The sequence below is a fragment of the Comamonas kerstersii genome, from assembly GCF_008801935.1.
In the GTDB taxonomy this organism is placed as follows: Bacteria; Pseudomonadota; Gammaproteobacteria; order Burkholderiales; family Burkholderiaceae_C; genus Comamonas; species Comamonas kerstersii.
Genome location: NZ_VZOT01000002.1, coordinates 162,158 through 178,220, shown reverse-complemented (window position 1 = coordinate 178,220; position 16,063 = coordinate 162,158). Strand labels below are relative to the sequence as shown.

The 16,063-nt window shown below is 63.3% G+C and carries 17 protein-coding genes and 1 riboswitch; of the genes, 15 read left to right on the top strand and 2 right to left on the bottom strand.

Going from position 1 to position 16,063, the window contains the following annotated elements; all coding sequences use genetic code 11:
• Window positions 1-3 precede the first annotated feature (3 nt).
• Window positions 4-717, top strand: a complete 714-nt coding sequence (locus F7P80_RS03940; protein WP_058879840.1) for a sulfite exporter TauE/SafE family protein — start codon at window positions 4-6, stop codon at window positions 715-717.
• Between the two features lie 244 nt (window positions 718-961).
• Here F7P80_RS03940 and F7P80_RS03935 read toward each other — a convergent pair whose 3' ends face one another.
• Both F7P80_RS03935 and F7P80_RS03930 read right to left on the bottom strand, forming a co-directional pair.
• Window positions 962-1,402 carry a cell division protein ZapA gene (locus tag F7P80_RS03935; protein ID WP_054067594.1) on the bottom strand — a complete coding sequence of 147 codons (441 nt, stop codon included), beginning with the start codon at window positions 1,400-1,402 and terminating at the stop codon, window positions 962-964.
• Window positions 1,399-1,611, bottom strand: a complete 213-nt coding sequence (locus tag F7P80_RS03930) for a DUF5320 domain-containing protein (RefSeq protein ID WP_054067595.1) — start codon at window positions 1,609-1,611, stop codon at window positions 1,399-1,401. Before F7P80_RS03930 ends, F7P80_RS03935 begins: the two co-directional genes overlap by 4 nt.
• Before the next feature lie 163 nt (window positions 1,612-1,774).
• A riboswitch (cobalamin riboswitch) is annotated at window positions 1,775-2,017 on the top strand.
• A 165-nt stretch (window positions 2,018-2,182) separates the two neighbouring features.
• On the opposite strand from F7P80_RS03930, the gene cobU reads away from it, so the two are divergent.
• The 14 genes from cobU (at window position 2,183) to F7P80_RS03860 (ending at window position 16,052) form a co-directional block, all read left to right on the top strand.
• Window positions 2,183-2,770, top strand: coding sequence for a bifunctional adenosylcobinamide kinase/adenosylcobinamide-phosphate guanylyltransferase (cobU, locus tag F7P80_RS03925; protein WP_151042960.1), 588 nt, complete (start codon window positions 2,183-2,185; stop codon window positions 2,768-2,770).
• Window positions 2,767-3,675 carry an ABC transporter substrate-binding protein gene (locus F7P80_RS03920; protein ID WP_151042957.1) on the top strand — a complete coding sequence of 303 codons (909 nt, stop codon included), beginning with the start codon at window positions 2,767-2,769 and terminating at the stop codon, window positions 3,673-3,675. Before cobU ends, F7P80_RS03920 begins: the two co-directional genes overlap by 4 nt.
• A 7-nt stretch (window positions 3,676-3,682) precedes the next feature.
• Window positions 3,683-4,738: a FecCD family ABC transporter permease gene (locus F7P80_RS03915; RefSeq protein ID WP_151043235.1), complete on the top strand. Its 1,056-nt coding sequence runs from the start codon at window positions 3,683-3,685 to the stop codon at window positions 4,736-4,738.
• The gene (locus F7P80_RS03910; protein WP_151042954.1) at window positions 4,735-5,556 is read left to right on the top strand and encodes an ABC transporter ATP-binding protein; all 822 of its coding nucleotides are present in this window, start codon (window positions 4,735-4,737) and stop codon (window positions 5,554-5,556) included. The genes F7P80_RS03915 and F7P80_RS03910 overlap by 4 nt, the downstream gene beginning before the upstream one ends.
• 26 nt (window positions 5,557-5,582) lie before the next feature.
• Window positions 5,583-6,152 (top strand): cob(I)yrinic acid a,c-diamide adenosyltransferase, encoded by a 570-nt coding sequence (gene cobO / locus F7P80_RS03905; protein ID WP_054067599.1) that lies wholly within the window; start codon window positions 5,583-5,585, stop codon window positions 6,150-6,152.
• A 12-nt stretch (window positions 6,153-6,164) separates the two neighbouring features.
• Complete coding sequence (bluB, locus tag F7P80_RS03900) at window positions 6,165-6,881, top strand: 5,6-dimethylbenzimidazole synthase (protein WP_151042952.1); 717 nt, start codon at window positions 6,165-6,167, stop codon at window positions 6,879-6,881.
• Entirely contained in the window at window positions 6,878-7,945 is a 1,068-nt protein-coding gene (gene cbiB, locus F7P80_RS03895) for an adenosylcobinamide-phosphate synthase CbiB (RefSeq protein ID WP_151042949.1), read from the top strand. The genes bluB and cbiB overlap by 4 nt, the downstream gene beginning before the upstream one ends.
• Window positions 7,938-8,963: an aminotransferase class I/II-fold pyridoxal phosphate-dependent enzyme gene (locus F7P80_RS03890; RefSeq protein ID WP_151042946.1), complete on the top strand. Its 1,026-nt coding sequence runs from the start codon at window positions 7,938-7,940 to the stop codon at window positions 8,961-8,963. Before cbiB ends, F7P80_RS03890 begins: the two co-directional genes overlap by 8 nt.
• Window positions 8,960-10,438: a cobyric acid synthase gene (locus F7P80_RS03885; protein WP_249041369.1), complete on the top strand. Its 1,479-nt coding sequence runs from the start codon at window positions 8,960-8,962 to the stop codon at window positions 10,436-10,438. Before F7P80_RS03890 ends, F7P80_RS03885 begins: the two co-directional genes overlap by 4 nt.
• A gap of 116 nt (window positions 10,439-10,554) precedes the next feature.
• Window positions 10,555-11,067, top strand: a complete 513-nt coding sequence (locus F7P80_RS03880; protein WP_249041368.1) for a hypothetical protein — start codon at window positions 10,555-10,557, stop codon at window positions 11,065-11,067.
• A gap of 144 nt (window positions 11,068-11,211) precedes the next feature.
• Entirely contained in the window at window positions 11,212-12,291 is a 1,080-nt protein-coding gene (gene cobT, locus F7P80_RS03875) for a nicotinate-nucleotide--dimethylbenzimidazole phosphoribosyltransferase (protein WP_151042942.1), read from the top strand.
• A 122-nt stretch (window positions 12,292-12,413) separates the two neighbouring features.
• Window positions 12,414-13,628, top strand: coding sequence for a nicotinate phosphoribosyltransferase (pncB, locus tag F7P80_RS03870; protein WP_054067605.1), 1,215 nt, complete (start codon window positions 12,414-12,416; stop codon window positions 13,626-13,628).
• Complete coding sequence (locus F7P80_RS03865) at window positions 13,625-15,037, top strand: sodium:proton antiporter (protein ID WP_151042939.1); 1,413 nt, start codon at window positions 13,625-13,627, stop codon at window positions 15,035-15,037. Before pncB ends, F7P80_RS03865 begins: the two co-directional genes overlap by 4 nt.
• Before the next feature lie 4 nt (window positions 15,038-15,041).
• Complete coding sequence (locus F7P80_RS03860) at window positions 15,042-16,052, top strand: 2-hydroxyacid dehydrogenase (protein WP_151042936.1); 1,011 nt, start codon at window positions 15,042-15,044, stop codon at window positions 16,050-16,052.
• Window positions 16,053-16,063: the final 11 nt, after the last annotated feature.

Sequence of the window (16,063 nt, the reverse complement as noted above, 5' to 3'; positions counted from 1 at the left end):
TTTATGACACTTTCGTTTTTGTGGACTGCATTTTTCATGGGGCTCGTGGGTGGGCCCCATTGTCTTGCTATGTGCGCAGCACCCTGCCATGCCGTGATTCAAGGGCATGGCAAGGCGGTGCAGATGCATGCGACGTTGCCTCAGCCTGCTGCATGGCCTGTATGGAGTGCCACGCAGTTTCACGCAGGTCGCTTGCTGGGCTATGGCGTGCTGGGAGCAGTGGCTGCGTTTGCCATGGAGCAGGTGGCCTGGTTTTCAGACCGCACCTCCATGCTGCATCCTGTGTGGGTGATGATGCACCTGGCCATTCTGGCCTGGGGCCTGCTGATGCTGTTTCAGGGGCAGCAGCCGCTGTGGCTGGAGCGTGCCGGGCGCATGGCCTGGAGCAAGGTCCAGCCTGTACTGGCCATGCGAGGCGGTGTGGTGCTGGCGGGGATGTGCTGGGCCTTGATGCCCTGCGGCTTGCTGTATTCCGCCATTTTGGTGGCGGCGCTGAGCGCTTCGCCACTGGCGGGGGGCTTGAGTATGGTGGCTTTTGGTCTGGGTGGGGCGCTGTGGCTGCTGGCTGCGCCTTATGCATGGCGCTGGCTCAGTGGCCGTGTCAGCCGTTTTCGCAGTGCGTGGGGCACGCGTGCAGCAGGTGGCATGCTGGTGCTGGTGTCGTTGTGGGCACTGTGGATGGATCTGATTTACAAGCCATCACTGTGGTGCCGTTAGGCCAGATCGAAAGCTAAAGCTAAAGAAGCGGGGGGGGGGAGGTTGGCGGAACTGCCGATGAAGGTGTCTGCAAAGCCACCGGGCCGTCAACCTGAACCGGGGGTTCAGGTGGGCGAGAGCAACCTAACGTTGGGTTCATCTGACGCGAGACGATCACGCTTGCTAGGCAATGTATCAAGCCCGTGCTCAATGAGCATTGGTTCAAGGCAATATAAAGCCCGGCGGGTTGCAGACGGGTGCAATTTTACTGCGGTTCTTGTGGTGCTGCAGGCAATTCCACACCATTGTCATTGTCTAGAGAAGGTTGTGCCTGTGCTTCGTCAGCAGAACTGGGCTCAGTCCCCAGTGCTTGATCCAGGCGCTGCAGCAGCTGTTCGGCCTGTGCCTGCTCCTGCGCAAGCAGTGCTTCCAGCGTCTGCAGGCGTTCGCCATCTTCATTGCTCAGCTGAGAAGACAGCTGCTGCTGCAGGTCGAGCAGCTGTTCGCGCAGTTTCAGATTTTCAAACGCCAGATTGACAGCCAGCAGCACCGCAACATGCTCGCGGGCACGCAGCTTGCTGGAGTCACGCATTTTCTGGAACTGCTGATCCACGCGCTCTACGGCCTCCAGGAGCTGTGCTTCCTGGCCGTCAGGGCAGGTCAGTACATAGTCCTGATGCAGAATCGTGACGTCCAGCTTGCTCATCGTGCCTCCCGGTTTTCTGGCAGACGCTCGATCAACTCATCCACACGTGCACGCGCGGCCTTCAGGCGTGACCTCAGCGAGTCGCGCTCTTTTTGCAGGGCTTGAATCTCTTCGGTGAGCAGGCGATTGGCGTGCTCCAGCGCTTCGTGCTTGGCCAGCAGCAGCTCTACACGCTCGGTAATGGGGGCAAGGATCGATGGTGTCGTCATGGATTGCTCTAATTGTAGGACTCCACTCTTCGCGAGAATGCAAAACTAGGTGAGATCGGTGAGCATATCTGCGAACTTGCATGGCTTTGTACGCAGCTTGCCTTGGTTTTTCATTGGGGTGTAACTTTGTGTATCCAGTGGGGGCGTGGTGTGGACCGCTAAAATCAGCAGATTCAATGTTGGTGCTCGCAACTTGGTTCACAAGTGTGCAGTTCAACGGGAAGCAGGGCGATGCGGCGAATCCTTCGCGTACATCTAGCCTGCGCTGCCCCCGCAACGGTGAGTTCCTGGTGTCAGATCTGGCACCCAGCCATCCACGCAGCCACTGAATGCCTTGAACAAGCATTTGGGAAGGCGATGGTCTTGACGAACCAGCCCGGATACCGGCCAACATCAGGTGTAGCACGCGCAGGCGGCTATTGTTTTGCCCATGGCTGGCGGGGAGGCTGGCGCGGGTGATCTTCTACACGATGTGCATGCACTTTCATCGGCTCTGGATGTTTTCAGCGGGTCCGCAGACTGCTGACGCAGCAGTTGAAGCCATGGTACGTGCGCTCAGACAGCCATTTCTATGAATATTGTGAATCACGGGCCCTGGCAGGAACTGATTCTGGGCGGCCAGAAAAGCGGCAAGACGCGCCGTGCAGAGCTGGCCGCGCACGACTGGATCGCAGGTAGTGCTGGTCACCGTGCCGTGTATCTGGCTACGGGTCAGGCCTGGGATGAGGAAATGCGCGTGCGCATCGCACGCCACCAGGCAGACCGTGCGCAGCGCGTGCCAGGCATGCAGACGGTGGAAACGCCACGCTTGCTGGCCCAGGCACTGCAGCAGCACAGCAATGCGCAGACGCTGGTGGTGGTGGATTGTCTGACGCTGTGGCTCACTAACTGGATGATGCCCATGGAAGGCGTGGAATTTGAACCCAATCAGCCGCTGACGCAGGACTGGGCCGCGCAGCGTGCTCTTTTTCTGGAAGTGCTGCCCCAGTGCCCCGGGCCGGTGGTGCTGGTGGGCAATGAGATTGGCATGGGCGTGATTCCCATGGGGCGTGAGGTACGTGCCTTTGTAGATGCACTGGGCTGCCTGAACCAGGATGTGGCGCAGGCATGCAGTCGCGTGACTTTGATGGCAGCTGGCCTGCCACTGCAGCTCAAATGAAGCGCTATATACGACGCTGCAGCCTGCTGGCAGCCTGCTGGCTGGGCCTGCTGGGCAGTGTGCAGGCTGCCGATGTGCCACCTGAGGCGCTCAAGGATGAGCGCGGCCGTAGCGTGGTGCTGAGTCAGCCTCCACAGCGCATTGTGAGCCTGCTGCCTTCGCTGACTGAGACCGTGTGCGCGCTGGGGGCCTGCGACAAGCTGGTCGGGGTGGACCGCTATTCCAACTGGCCTGAAGACTTGCAGCGCAAGCTGCCCGTGGTGGGCGGTGGGCTGGACCCGAATGTGGAAGCCATTGTGGCGCTCAAGCCGGATGTGGTGCTGCTGTCCAGTTCGGCGCGCGTGGGCGAGCGTCTGGAGGCGCTGGGCCTGCGCACGGTGGCATTGGAGCCCCGTACGTCGGCCGATGTGCTGCGCGTGATGCATTCCGTGGGCGTGGTGCTCGGCCAGCCACCGCAGCAGGTGCAGGCCGTGTGGCGGCGTATGCAGAACGGGGTGCAGGCAGCGGCGCAGTCCCTGCCACCAGAAGTGCAGGGTGCGCGCGTGTACTTTGAAGTCAGCCGTGGGCCGTATGTGGCGGGGCCATCGTCTTTTATCGGGGAAATGCTCAGCCGCATGCAACTGGGCAATGTGGTGCCGCAGGAGATGGGGCCGTTTCCGCGCGTGAACCCGGAGTTCATCGTGCGTGCGCGGCCTGATGTGATTTTGATGGTCAACCACAGCATGCAGGCTGCCTCGTCCTACCCGGGCTGGCAGTCGCTGGAGGCTGTGAAGCAGCAGCGCATCTGTACTTTTGATGCAAGAGAGTCCGATGTGATCGTGCGCCCCGGGCCGCGCATGGACGAAGCCGCCGCACTGATTGCACGCTGCGTGCGTGAGAAAGCACCTCGCCGTGGCCATGAATAACAGTGCCATGTCGCGTGAAAACAGCAGCTTGTTTCAAGAAAACAGCAGCTTGTTTCGTGAAAAACGGCGCAGTGCCTGGCTGGCGCTGGGCCTGCTGCTGCTGAGTGTGGGCGCCATGGGTGTGGGCGCCAGCGTGGGCAGCACCGGCTGGGAGAGTGTGTGGCGCATGCAGCAGGACCCTGTGGCCTGGCAGATCGTCTGGGACATTCGCCTGCCGCGCACACTCGGTGCCTGGCTGGCAGGGGCTTTGCTGGGGCTGGCAGGTGCGGTGGCGCAGGGGCTGTTTCGCAACCCGCTGGCCGATCCTTATCTGCTGGGCAGTGCCTCAGGCGCTTCACTGGGCGGTGCGGTGGCCATGGTGCTGGGGGGCTCGGCCGCCATGGGCATGGAATGGATGCTGCGCCTGGGCATGACGGGCATGGCCTTTGTGGGTGCTGGCATTGCCGTGCTGCTGGCGCTGATGCTGGCGCAAGGGGTGCAAAACAGTCTGCGCCTTTTGCTGGCCGGGGTGGTGGTGGGCGTGGTGCTCAGCGCCATGCGTGACATGCTGGAGCTGCGCTATCCGGACATCCTGCAGCCCATGAAAGCTTTTGGTCTGGGTAGTACCGCCTTTATAGGCTGGCAGTCCTGCGGTCTGATGCTGGGGGCGCTGCTGGTGTGCCTGCTGGCGGCTTGGGGACTGGCGCGGGTGCTCGATGGGCTGAGCCTGGGCGAATCCACGGCAGCCAGTCTGGGCCTGCCGCTGGCACCCATGCGTGCAGGGCTGATTGTGGTGATGGCACTGGCCACGGGCACGGCTGTGGCACAGACTGGCTTGATTGCCTTTGTGGGGCTGGCTGCGCCGCATCTGGTGCGCAGCATGGTCAGCGCAGGGCAGGCACGCAGCTGCCTGCTCAGCAGTCTGATGGGCGGCGTATTGCTGCTGCTGGCCGACATTCTGGCGCGCTGGGTCATGGCGCCAGAGGAATTGCCCGTAGGCGTGCTGACCGCATTGCTGGGTGGCAGCTACCTGCTGTGGCTCATGCACCGTGGCCACGCTGCGCGGCGGGGGAGGGGCACATGAAGAGCGCTTTGCCTGTGGCACTGCAGGCCCGGCAGCTGCAGGTATCAGCCGGTCGCCAGCGCTTGCTGCATGGCCTGGATGTACAGCTGCCTGCCCAGCAGTGGACGGCCATTGTGGGCCCCAATGGGGCGGGTAAGTCCACGCTGCTGCGGGCGCTGGCCGGGCTGCTGCCGCGCAGCGCGTGGCAGGGGCAGATAGAGCTGATGGGCCGCGCATTGCAGGACTGGCCACGCCGCGAGCGCGCACGCATGCTGTCGTGGATGGGGCAAAACGAAAACACCACGCAGGATGTGTGCAGCTATGACGTGGTCATGCTGGGCCGCCTGCCACACCAGAGCTGGCTGGCTGCCCCCAATGCTGAGGACCACACTGTGGTGCAGCAATGCCTGCAGATGACGCAGGCCTGGGACTGGCGACACCGGTCGCTGGCAGAGCTTTCCGGCGGTGAGCGCCAGCGCGTGCTGCTGGCGCGTGCGCTGGCCGTGCAGGCGCAGGTGCTGCTGATGGACGAGCCGCTGGCCAATCTGGATCCGCCGCACCAGAGCGCCTGGATGGACACTGTGCAGGCTCAGGTTGCCAGCGGCCACACCGTGGTCAGCGTGCTGCATGAGCTGGGCATTGCGCTGCAGTCCGACCACATGGTGGTCATGCAGGCCGGGCGTGTGCTGCACCAGGGTGCGACGCAGGATGCAGCCACCCATGCGGCGCTGGAGGCGGTGTTCGAGCACCGCATCCGCATCCGCGAGATCGACGGCATGTGGATGGCGCTGCCCACGGCAGGCCATGCCCCATCGATGAAGAACAAAAATGGCCACTAAGGCCGATGCTACAAGCGCAGACAGCTATGCAAATTGAAACACCACCGAGCGAAAAACCCTACGACAAGGCCGAGGGCGAACGCCGCGGCCTGGTCATCGTCAACACCGGTGACGGCAAGGGCAAGAGCACGGCCGCCTTCGGGCTGGCGTTCCGTGCGCTGGGCCGGGGCAAGGCGGTCAAGGTTTTCCAGTTCATGAAAGTGCCCACGGCACGTTTTGGCGAGCACCGCCTGGCAGAGCGCGTGGGCCTGCCCGTGGAAGGGCTGGGCGACGGCTTCAGCTGGAAGAGCAAGGACCTGGACCACTCCGCGCAGTTGGCGCGTGAGGGCTGGGACAAGGCCAAGGCGGCCATTCTCTCGGGCGCGTATTTCCTCGTCGTGCTCGATGAGGTGACCTATCCCCTGATCTATGGCTGGTTGCCGCTGCAGGAAGTCCTCGATACCCTGCAGGCACGACCGAAAGACGTGCATGTGTGCCTCACGGGCCGCCGCTGCCCGCAGGAGCTCATCGCCATCGCGGACACGGTGACCGAGATGCAGATGATCAAGCACGCCTTTCAGGCAGGCATTCCTGCGCAACGCGGCATTGAAGACTGAAAGGGGAACGGGATGAGCGAGACCCACGATCTGGACCAGTACACCACCATTGCGGCTGCGCCGTTTTCTGACGCTGAGCGCGAGGCCGTGTACCGCGCCATCTACGAGCGGCGCGACATGCGCCACTTTGTGCCGGGCACGGTGTCGGACGAGGTGCTGCTGCGTCTGCTGCGTGCCGCGCACCATGCGCCCAGCGTCGGCTTCATGCAGCCCTGGCGCTTTATCCGCATTCGCTCGCGTGCCATGCGCGAAGGTATTCATGCGCTGGTTGAGCAGGAGCGCGTGCTCACCGCCAAGGCGCTGGGAGAGCGTGAAGAAGACTTCATGCAGCTCAAGGTGCAGGGCGTGCTGGACGCGGCCGAGGTGCTGATCGTCAGCCTGCCGCCGGGGCGCGAAGCCCATGTGTTTGGCCGCCGCACCATGCCCGAGATGGACATGGCCTCTGCCGCCTGCGCCATCCAGAACATGTGGCTGGCCGCGCGGGCCGAAGGGCTGGGCATGGGCTGGGTGTCGATCTACGACCCCGTGGCGCTCGCCCAGCTGCTGGAAATGCCCGCAGGCAGCTACCCGCTGGCCGTGCTGTGCCTGGGCCCCGTGCAGGCCTACTACGCCGAGCCCATGCTGCAGCAGGAAAAATGGGCCGCACGCGCACCGCTGGAAGACATGCTGTTTGACGAGCGCTGGGGGCAGTCTGCCATCATGGGTGACAAGCAGCTCGAGCGCCCATGAACTGGCTCGATGGCATCGGGGCGCTGGTGCAGGCCATCAGCCCTGTGGCATGGCTGTGCCAGTTGTGGAGCACGGAAAGCATCTGGCAGGCCTGGGGTGCGCAGCAGCTGATGGTGGCCGCACTGGCCGTGCTGGTGGCACTGCTGCTGGATCGCCTCTGGGGCGAACCACCCGTGTGGCTGCACCCCGTGGTGCTCATGGGCAAGCTGCTGGGTGGAATTGGTAAATGCATAGCGCCTAGCGCCGATAAATCAAGGGATTGCAAGTCTTTTCTATCTGGAATGCTTGCATGGCTTGCGCTAGCAGCTCTCTTTTTTGTAGTTTATGCCGCGCTGCAATGGCTGTTCCTGTTTACGGCGTGGTGGATGCAGGGCGTGGTGCTGGGTGTGCTGCTCAAGCCACTGCTGTCCTGGCGCATGTTGCGTGACGAAGTATTGGCTGTGGAAGCTGCGTTGCAACAGTCGCTGGCAGCAGGGCGTGAGCGCCTGTCCTGGCTGGTCAGCCGTGACACCGCGCAGCTGGATGCAGGCGTGGTACGCGAAAGCGCCATCGAGACACTGGCCGAAAACCTCTCGGACTCCGTGATCGCCCCCTTGTTCTGGTTTGCGTTGCTGGGCCTGCCGGGGGCGGCGGTCTACCGCCTCACCAACACGGCCGATGCCATGTGGGGCTACCCCGGCTGGCGCGGGCAGGGTGCGCAGCGCCGCCACTGGCAATGGGCGGGCAAATGGGTGGCGCGCACGGACGATGTGCTTAACTGGATCCCTGCGCGGCTGACGGCCCTGCTGCTGGCACTGGTGGCACGCGGTCTGCGCTGGCAGGATTTGCGCCGCGATGCGGCTGTGACCCCATCGCCCAATGGCGGCTGGCCCATGGGTGCGATGGCACAGGCGCTGGGTGTGCGGCTGGGCAAGCCCGGGGTCTATGTGCTCAACCCCGCAGGGCAGGTGCCGCAGACGGCGCAGCTGCAGCGCAGTGTGCAGCTGGCTGGGCGTGTGGTGCTTGTGATGGCCGTGTGCAGCGCGGTGGTGCTGCTGGCTGCAGGCGGGGTGGTCTATGGCTGAGATAGGCGTGCATGGCGGCACGGATGCACTGGGCATTGCGGCGCATGATTTTTCGACCAACCGCAATGCCTGTGGACCCTGCCCGCTGGCCGTAAAAGCCTTGCAGGCCGCGCACAGCGCACAGTACCCAGACCCAGCCTATACCGCGTTGCGCGAGCAGCTGGCGCAGTTCCATGGCGTGGAGGTGCGGCGCGTGGTGATGGCGGGCAGCGCCAGCGAATTCATCCACCGCATCACCATGCATGCGCTGCGCCAGGGCGCATCCTGCGTGAGTTTTCCGGCTCACCACTATGGCGACTATCCACAGGCCGCTCAGGTCTGGGGCTTGCAGCTGGCAGATCGTGCAGCGCAGCGCCTCGGCACAGGGTTGCACTGGGCCTGCGCGCCGTCCAGCCCGCTGGGGCAAGAAGATGCAGTGCTGGCCCAGTGGGCAGCGCATCCTGCAACGCCCGGCACCTGGCGTGTGCTGGACTGCGCCTATGCACCGCTGCGTCTGGACCCCGCGCCAGCGCTGCCAGGGCTGGACCAACTCTGGCAGATGTGGACGCCGAACAAGGCGCTGGGCATGACGGGCGTGCGTGCCGCCTATGCGATTGCGCCGGAGCATGTGACGGAGCAGGAGCTGACTGCGCTGCGCCTGCTGGCCCCTTCCTGGGTGGTGGGGGCGCATGGCGTGGCCATGCTGCAGGCCTGGACGCAACCCGAGGTGCAGCAATGGCTGCAAGCCAGTCTGGTGCAGCTGCGAGACTGGAAAAGCCAGCAGTTGCAGCTGTGCGAACGGCTGGGTTGGCAGGTGCTGCCGGGTAGCCAGGCCAACTATTTTGTCGCGCGCTGGCCAGAGCATTTGCACACTGCCATGCCGCAGTGGCTGGCCGCCTTGCGCGCGCAGAGCATCAAGCTGCGGGATGCCGCCAGTTTTGGTTTGCCGGGCTGCGTGCGTCTGGGCGTGCTGCCCCCCGCATCGCAGCGGGTGCTGGAGCAGGCGTGGCAGGAACTTGCCCCAAAGGAATCAATATGACGACACTCCCTCTGCCCCAACCGGGCCAGCGCCAGGCCTTGTGCGTCATGGTGCTGGGCACCAGCAGCAATGCAGGCAAGAGCTGGGTCAGCACGGCGCTGTGTGCCTGGTATCGCGCCCAGGGCTACAAGGTGGCGCCCTTCAAGGCCCAGAACATGAGCAACAACGCACGTGTGGTGGCTACGCCTGATGGACAGTGGGGCGAGATCGGCACAGCGCAATACCTGCAGGCACTGGCCTGTGGTGTGGAGCCCGATGTGCGCATGAACCCGCTGCTGCTCAAGCCAGAGGCGGATACGCGCAGCCAGGTGGTGCTGATGGGGCAGGTGAATGCCCTGCTCTCAGCGCTGCCCTGGCGTGCGCGCAGTGCGCAGGTGTGGCCGCAGATCACTGCAGCGCTGGACAGCCTGCGTGCGGAATATGAGGTGGTGGTGATCGAGGGCGCAGGCTCGCCAGCAGAAATCAATCTGCACGACAGCGACATCGTCAACATGCGCGTGGCGCGGCATTGCGATGCGCACTGCCTGCTGGTGGCGGATATCGACCGAGGCGGAGCCTTTGCCCATTTGTACGGCACCTGGGCACTGCTGCCACCGCAGGAGCAGGCGCTGATCCGTGGCTTTGTGCTCAACAAGTTCCGAGGTGACCCAGGCCTGCTGGCTCCCGCGCCGCAGATGCTGCAGGAACGCACGGGCGTGCCCACGGTGGCCACGATTCCCATGCAGTGTGGCCACGGCCTGCCTGAGGAAGACGGGGTGTTCGATGCACGCAGCACGGGGCAGGGCTCCATTCACACGACGGTGGCCATCGTGGCCTATCCGCGCATGAGCAACCATGACGAATTCCAGCCGCTGCGCAGCGTACCTGGCGTGCGCGTGGTCTGGGCGCGCAGCCCGGCAGATCTGGCTGGTGCCGACTGGGTGATCCTGCCTGGCAGCAAGGCCACGGCGGCCGACCTGGCCTGGATGCGCCAGCAGGGGCTGGACGCGGCCGTGGTCGCCCATGCACATGCCGGGCGGCGCGTGCTGGGCATTTGCGGCGGCCTGCAGATGCTGGGCGAGGCGCTGATTGACCTGCACGGCGTGGATGGCAATGCCGCTGGCCTGGGCCTGCTGCCGCTGGTGACGCTGTTTGCGCCGGAGAAAACCGTGCGCCGTGTACAGGTGCAGCTGCCACCGCTGCGCGGGGTGTGGTCGGCGCTGAATGGGCTGCAGCTGCAGGTCTATGAAATTCACCACGGCCAGACCCAGCTGCGTGCGGACATGGAGGCGGGCCAGGCACAGCGTGCTGATGAACCCGTGCCCGGCATGGTCTGGCAAAGTGCGCAGGGCAATGTCTGGGGTACGTACTGGCATGGCATGTTGGAAAACGCGGCCATGCTGCAGGCGCTGTGGGGGGCGCAGGCACCGTCGCTGGATCAGGTGTTTGCGCGCATGGCTTTGGGGGTTGAAGACTGGTTTGCTTACAAAAAGTAAGCACATGCTTTTTGTGTAGGTTGCAGACTTCAGCCACTGAGGTCTTGCACTGATACATGCTTTCATGGCAGTGCAGGATGCTCGTCCCATCTCTCATGTTCAAGGAGTACTGACCCATGAAGCAGCAATGGAATTCCGCTTTTCGCTGGTCGCTGGGTGCCCTGGCTGTGATGGGCGCTTCGCTGGCCTTGGCACAGGCACAGCCTGCCCCGGAACCGCCGCCACCTGCAGCCGCGCATGCGCAGCCACACCACCCGGCCAAGCAGATGCACAAGCACGAACCTAAGCACAGCCCCAAGCACAAGGGCTCGAACAAGTACGCCAGCCCGAAAAAGCACGAAGCAGCAGCCGTTGCGGCTGAGCGCCGCCGTGGTGCAGGCCATGGAGAAAGCATGGACCAGTACCAGCGCAATGCCCTCAAGCGCTGCGATGTGTTCAAGACCGAAGAAGATCGCCGCTCCTGTGTGGCACGTGTGCACCATGCACAGGTGACAGGCAGCGTGGAAGGCGGTGGTGTGCTGCGCAAGTACACAGAGACAGCGCCAGCGGCAGGCCACCACCATGCACCGGGGCATGCTCCTACCCATGCGCCGCACAAGGCGCATCACCCGGAAAAACCTGCCCGCTGATGGCGTGCTGCACCTGCGCAACCCGGCATTGCCGGGTTTTTTTGTGCGTGGGTTTTGATCGGCAGGGCTTCAGAGCTGCGCGGTAAGTTGCATACTTCAGCCAGGGCGCCGAGGCGCCATTTTGTTTGTATGAGGTGTGTTGATATGTCCTGCGTGATTCCTGAAGTTGCTTGCATCCACGATGCTGGTTTTGCTGCCCATGTGCAGACCCTGCTTGATGAGAAAACCAAGCCAGTCGGATCGCTCGGCGTGCTGGAGCAGCTGGCCCACCGCATCGCCTGCATTCTGGGCACGGACCAGCCCGTGCTGCAGCAGCCGCAGATGGTGGTGTTTGCGGCAGACCATGGCCTGGCGGCGCGCGGCGTGTCGGCCTATCCCGTGGATGTGACCTGGCAGATGGTGGAAAACTTCATGGCTGGAGGTGCGGCCGTGAGCGTGCTGGCACGCCAGCATGGGGTGGCGCTGAATGTGGTGGACTGTGGTGTGGCGCGTGACTTTGCCGTGCGTGAGCAGGACCCGCACGACAAGCTGCCCAAGGCCGGGCAGCCCCGTCTGTGGCGCCGCAAGGTGGCCTATGGCACGCAGGACTGCAGCCAGGGGCCAGCCATGACGGCGCAGGAATGTGCCCTGGCGATTCGCAACGGGGTAGAGCTGGTGAAGCAGCTACCCGGCAATGCACTGCTGCTGGGCGAAATGGGCATTGGCAATACCTCGACAGCTTCGCTGCTGCTGTCCAAGCTCTGTGGCATTCCCGTGGCGCAGGTGACTGGCATGGGCACGGGCCTGAATGCCGAAGGCGTGCAGCGCAAGATTGCTGTGCTGGAAGCAGTGCTGGCCAAGCATGCGGATGTGACCGAACCGCTGCAAGTGCTGGCCGCCATGGGCGGGCTGGAAGTTGCCACCATGGTCGGCGCTGTGCTGCAGGCCGCGGCCGAGCGCCGCGTGATTGTGGTCGATGGCTTTATCACCACATCGGCCGTGCTGGTGGCCAGCCGCCTGCAGCCAGCCGTGCTGCAGCGCTGTGTCTATGCCCACCGCTCGGGCGAGCCCGGGCATGATCTGATGCTCAAGGCCCTGAACGCCCAGCCCCTGCTGGACTGGCAGCTGCGTCTGGGTGAAGGCTCGGGCGCTGCCACTGCCTGGCCGCTGCTGCCCTCGGCCTGCGCCATCCTGCGCGAGATGGCCAGCTTTGCCTCGGCTGGCGTGGCCACCAAAGCAGACTAGACGTTCTTCATCAGAACCCCCTGCGATGTTCGCAGGGGGCAACGGCTTGGTTGGCACAGGCAGCAAGCCCTGGGGCGCCTGTGCTTTGGCCTACACTGTGCCTTTCGTTTTCGCGCACACCCATGATCATTACCAGTCTGCTCGATACCGACCTGTACAAGTTCACCATGATGCAGGCGGTGCTGCACCAGTTTCCGGGCGCGCAGGTGGAATACAAGTTCAAATGCCGCAATCCCGGCGTGCAGCTTGCGCCCTATGTGCAGGAAATCCGTGACGAGGTGCGCGCGCTGTGCCAGCTGCAGTTTCAGGAAGCGGAGCTGGCCTATCTGCGTTCGCTGCGCTTTGTCAAAAGCGACTTTGTGGACTTTCTGAGCCTGTTCCGGCTCAATGAGAAATACATCACGATCACACCGCTGGATAACGGCGAGATTGATATTTCCATTAAGGGCCCCTGGCTGCACGTGATCCCGTTTGAGATTCCGGTGCTGGCCATCGTCAACGAGGTGTATTTCCGTAATACCCAGCCCGTGCCCGACTTCATGGAAGGGCGCAGGCGGCTGGACGAGAAAATCGCGTTGCTGCGCGGTGAAGGTCTGGAAGGCCTGAAAATTGCCGACTACGGCACGCGCCGGCGCTTCAGCCGAGCCTGGCATGAAGAAGTGCTGCGCGTGCTGTGCGCCAAGCTGGGCACGGGTGCTCAGCGCCCGGAGCCGGGCCACGGACCGGGGCAGTTTGCCGGCACCAGCAATGTGCTGTATGCCATGCGTCTGGGCATTACGCCGCTGGGCACCATGGCACATGAGTTTCTGCAGGCCTGCCAGGCGCTGGGCCCCCGGCTGCGTGACAGCCAGATCTTCGGACTGGAAGCTTGGGCCAAGGAGTACCGGGGCGATCTGGGCATTGCGCTGTCGGATGTCTATGGCATGGAAGCTTTTCTGCGCGACTTTGACCTGTATTTCTGCAAGCTGTTTGACGGTGCGCGCCATGACAGCGGCGACCCCTTTGTCTGGGGTGAGCGCATGCTGGAGCACTACCGCAAAAACCGCGTCGATCCGCTGAACAAGACGCTGATCTTCAGCGATGCGCTGACCATTCCGCGCACCATTGAGCTGTACCAGCGCTTTCATGGGCGCTGCCAGCTGGCCTTTGGCATTGGTACCAACCTGACCAATGACCTGGGTTATGAGCCGCTGCAGGTCGTCATCAAGATGACGCGCTGCAATGGTCAGCCCGTGGCCAAATTGTCGGATACACCCGGCAAGAGCATGTGTGACGACCAGAAGTACCTGGCCTATCTGCGCCAGGTGTTTGAGATTCCAGAGGAGACCAACGAATGAAGTGTGTGCGATCTGCTGCTGCAGCAGTTGTGTGTATGGCACTGCCAGCGCTGGCGCAGGCGGCCGAGCTCGATGGCGCCAGCCTGAGCGTGCTGTGGGCCGTGCCTTTTGCGGGCTTGCTGCTGTCGATTGCGCTGATGCCTTTGCTGCTGCCCAATTTCTGGCACCACCACTTTGGCAAGGTAACGGCCGCATGGTCGCTGGCTTTTCTGATTCCGCTGGTCATCACGCATGGCGCGGGTGCGGCAGCCGTGAACTTTGTGCATGCGCTGCTGGCCGAATACCTGCCATTTGTGATTTTGCTCACCGCGCTGTATGTGGTGGCAGGCGGCATTTACATTCGCGGCTCGCTCACGGGCACGCCACTGCTGAACACCGGAATTCTGGCACTTGGTGCAGTGCTGGCCAGCTTCATGGGCACCACGGGTGCCTCCATGCTCCTGATTCGCCCGCTGATTCGCGCCAATGCACACCGCAGCAAGGTGGTGCACATTGTGGTGTTCTTCATCTTCATCGTCTCCAACGCCGGTGGCTCGCTCACGCCGCTGGGTGATCCTCCGCTGTTCCTGGGCTTTCTGAAGGGTGTGGACTTCAGCTGGACGCTGCTGCACATCTGGCCCCATGCCTTGTTTCTGGTCGGTGTGCTGCTGCTGATGTTCTTTGTGCTGGACACCTGGATCAGCCGCCATGACGACAACAAGCTGCCAGAGCCTGTGAGCGATCAGGCCCGCGAGGCCCTGGGTTTTGATGGCAAGTTCAACTTCATCCTGCTGGGCGCCGTGGTGGGCCTGGTGCTGCTCAGCGGCATGTGGAAGTCGGACGTGGTGTTTGACGTGGCAGGCACGCCCGTCGGTCTGCCCGGACTGGTGCGTGATGTGGGCCTGATTGTGGTGGCGCTGGTGTCGCTGGCGCTCACGCCCAAGGCGGTGCATGAGAGCAACCAGTTCGGCTGGGGCCCCATGCAGGAAGTGGCCAAGCTGTTTGCGGGCATTTTCCTGACGATCATTCCCGTCATCGCCATGCTCAAGGCTGGGGTGGATGGCCCGTTTGCCGCCATTGTGCGGGCCGTGACTGAGCCCGATGGTTCGCCCAATAACGCCATGTACTTCTGGGCGACGGGTGCGCTGTCTTCCTTCCTGGACAATGCGCCCACCTATCTGGTGTTCTTCAATACCGCAGGCGGTGACCCTGTGACGCTGATGGGCAGCATGGCCCCCACGCTGATTGCCATTTCCGCCGGTGCTGTGTTCATGGGGGCGAACTCCTATATCGGCAATGCGCCCAACCTCATGGTTAAGGCCATTGCCGAAGACCGTGGCGTGGCCATGCCCAGCTTCTTTGGCTATCTGCTGTGGTCCGGCTGCATTTTGCTGCCGCTGTTTGTGGTGATGACGCTGATCTGGTTCTGACGCTATGACAACTTCCAAACCCCGTGTGCTGGTGGCACGTGCGATTCCACCGCAGGTGCTCCAATTTTTGCAGCAGCACTTTGTGCTGCAGACCAATGAAGACGATACCGTCTGGAGCCATGATGAACTCATCGCCAGGCTGCAGGGCATGGATGGCGTGCTGGCCACGGGCACGGAGCGCATCGATGCGCAGCTGCTGGCTGCCTGCCCGCAGCTGAAAGTGGTGGCGAATATGGCGGTGGGCTACAACAATTTTGATGTCGCCGCCATGACTGCCGCTGGCGTGCAGGGCACGAATGCGCCTGATGTGCTGACCGAAACCACGGCAGATTTTGGCTTTGCGCTGCTGATGGCGACAGCCCGGCGCATCACGGAAAGCGAGCATTTCCTGCGCGCTGGCCAATGGAGCAAGTGGAGCTACGACATGTTCACGGGCTGCGAAGTACACGGCAGCACCCTGGGCATCCTTGGCATGGGTCGCATCGGCCAGGGGATTGCCAAGCGCGGCGCGCATGGCTTTGGCATGCAGGTGCTCTATCACAACCGCTCGCGTCTTGCGCCCGCGCTGGAAGCCGAGTGCCAGGCCCGCTATGTGAGCAAGGAAGAGCTGCTGCGCACGGCCGACCATGTGGTGCTGGTGCTGCCTTACACGCCAGAGAGCCACCACACCATTGGAGCGGCAGAAATCGCGCTGATGAAGCCCACGGCCACGCTGATCAATATTGCACGCGGCGGCATTGTGGACGATGCAGCGCTGGCGCAGGCCCTCAAGGCGCAGCGCATTGCCGCCGCAGGCCTGGATGTGTTCGAGGGCGAGCCCAAGGTGCATCCCGATCTGCTGACCGTGCCCAATGTGGTGCTGACCCCGCATATCGCCAGCGCCACCGTGCCTACGCGCATCCGGATGGCACAGCTGGCGGCAGACAATCTGGTTGCCGTACTGGGCGGGCAGGCACCGCGCACGCCGGTCAATACGCCGGATGGCAGGGCGCGCGCTGTGCGCTGGGTTGCATAAAAACAATAGCT

Excerpts from the sequence above, each read along its gene's own strand:
- F7P80_RS03940 (WP_058879840.1), top strand. The coding sequence starts at position 4 with ATGACACTTTCGTTTTTGTGGACTGCATTTTTCATGGGGCTCGTGGGT.
- F7P80_RS03910 (WP_151042954.1), top strand. The coding sequence starts at position 4,735 with ATGAAGAGCGCTTTGCCTGTGGCACTGCAGGCCCGGCAGCTGCAGGTA.
- F7P80_RS03890 (WP_151042946.1), top strand. The coding sequence starts at position 7,938 with ATGGCTGAGATAGGCGTGCATGGCGGCACGGATGCACTGGGCATTGCG.
- F7P80_RS03915 (WP_151043235.1), top strand. The coding sequence starts at position 3,683 with ATGTCGCGTGAAAACAGCAGCTTGTTTCAAGAAAACAGCAGCTTGTTT.
- F7P80_RS03860 (WP_151042936.1), top strand. The coding sequence starts at position 15,042 with ATGACAACTTCCAAACCCCGTGTGCTGGTGGCACGTGCGATTCCACCG.
- F7P80_RS03885 (WP_249041369.1), top strand. The coding sequence starts at position 8,960 with ATGACGACACTCCCTCTGCCCCAACCGGGCCAGCGCCAGGCCTTGTGC.
- pncB (WP_054067605.1), top strand. The coding sequence starts at position 12,414 with ATGATCATTACCAGTCTGCTCGATACCGACCTGTACAAGTTCACCATG.
- cobO (WP_054067599.1), top strand. The coding sequence starts at position 5,583 with ATGCAAATTGAAACACCACCGAGCGAAAAACCCTACGACAAGGCCGAG.
- F7P80_RS03920 (WP_151042957.1), top strand. The coding sequence starts at position 2,767 with ATGAAGCGCTATATACGACGCTGCAGCCTGCTGGCAGCCTGCTGGCTG.
- cobT (WP_151042942.1), top strand. The coding sequence starts at position 11,212 with ATGTCCTGCGTGATTCCTGAAGTTGCTTGCATCCACGATGCTGGTTTT.
- F7P80_RS03930 (WP_054067595.1), bottom strand. The coding sequence starts at position 1,611 with ATGACGACACCATCGATCCTTGCCCCCATTACCGAGCGTGTAGAGCTG.
- F7P80_RS03935 (WP_054067594.1), bottom strand. The coding sequence starts at position 1,402 with ATGAGCAAGCTGGACGTCACGATTCTGCATCAGGACTATGTACTGACC.
- F7P80_RS03865 (WP_151042939.1), top strand. The coding sequence starts at position 13,625 with ATGAAGTGTGTGCGATCTGCTGCTGCAGCAGTTGTGTGTATGGCACTG.
- bluB (WP_151042952.1), top strand. The coding sequence starts at position 6,165 with ATGAGCGAGACCCACGATCTGGACCAGTACACCACCATTGCGGCTGCG.
- F7P80_RS03880 (WP_249041368.1), top strand. The coding sequence starts at position 10,555 with ATGAAGCAGCAATGGAATTCCGCTTTTCGCTGGTCGCTGGGTGCCCTG.
- cbiB (WP_151042949.1), top strand. The coding sequence starts at position 6,878 with ATGAACTGGCTCGATGGCATCGGGGCGCTGGTGCAGGCCATCAGCCCT.
- cobU (WP_151042960.1), top strand. The coding sequence starts at position 2,183 with ATGAATATTGTGAATCACGGGCCCTGGCAGGAACTGATTCTGGGCGGC.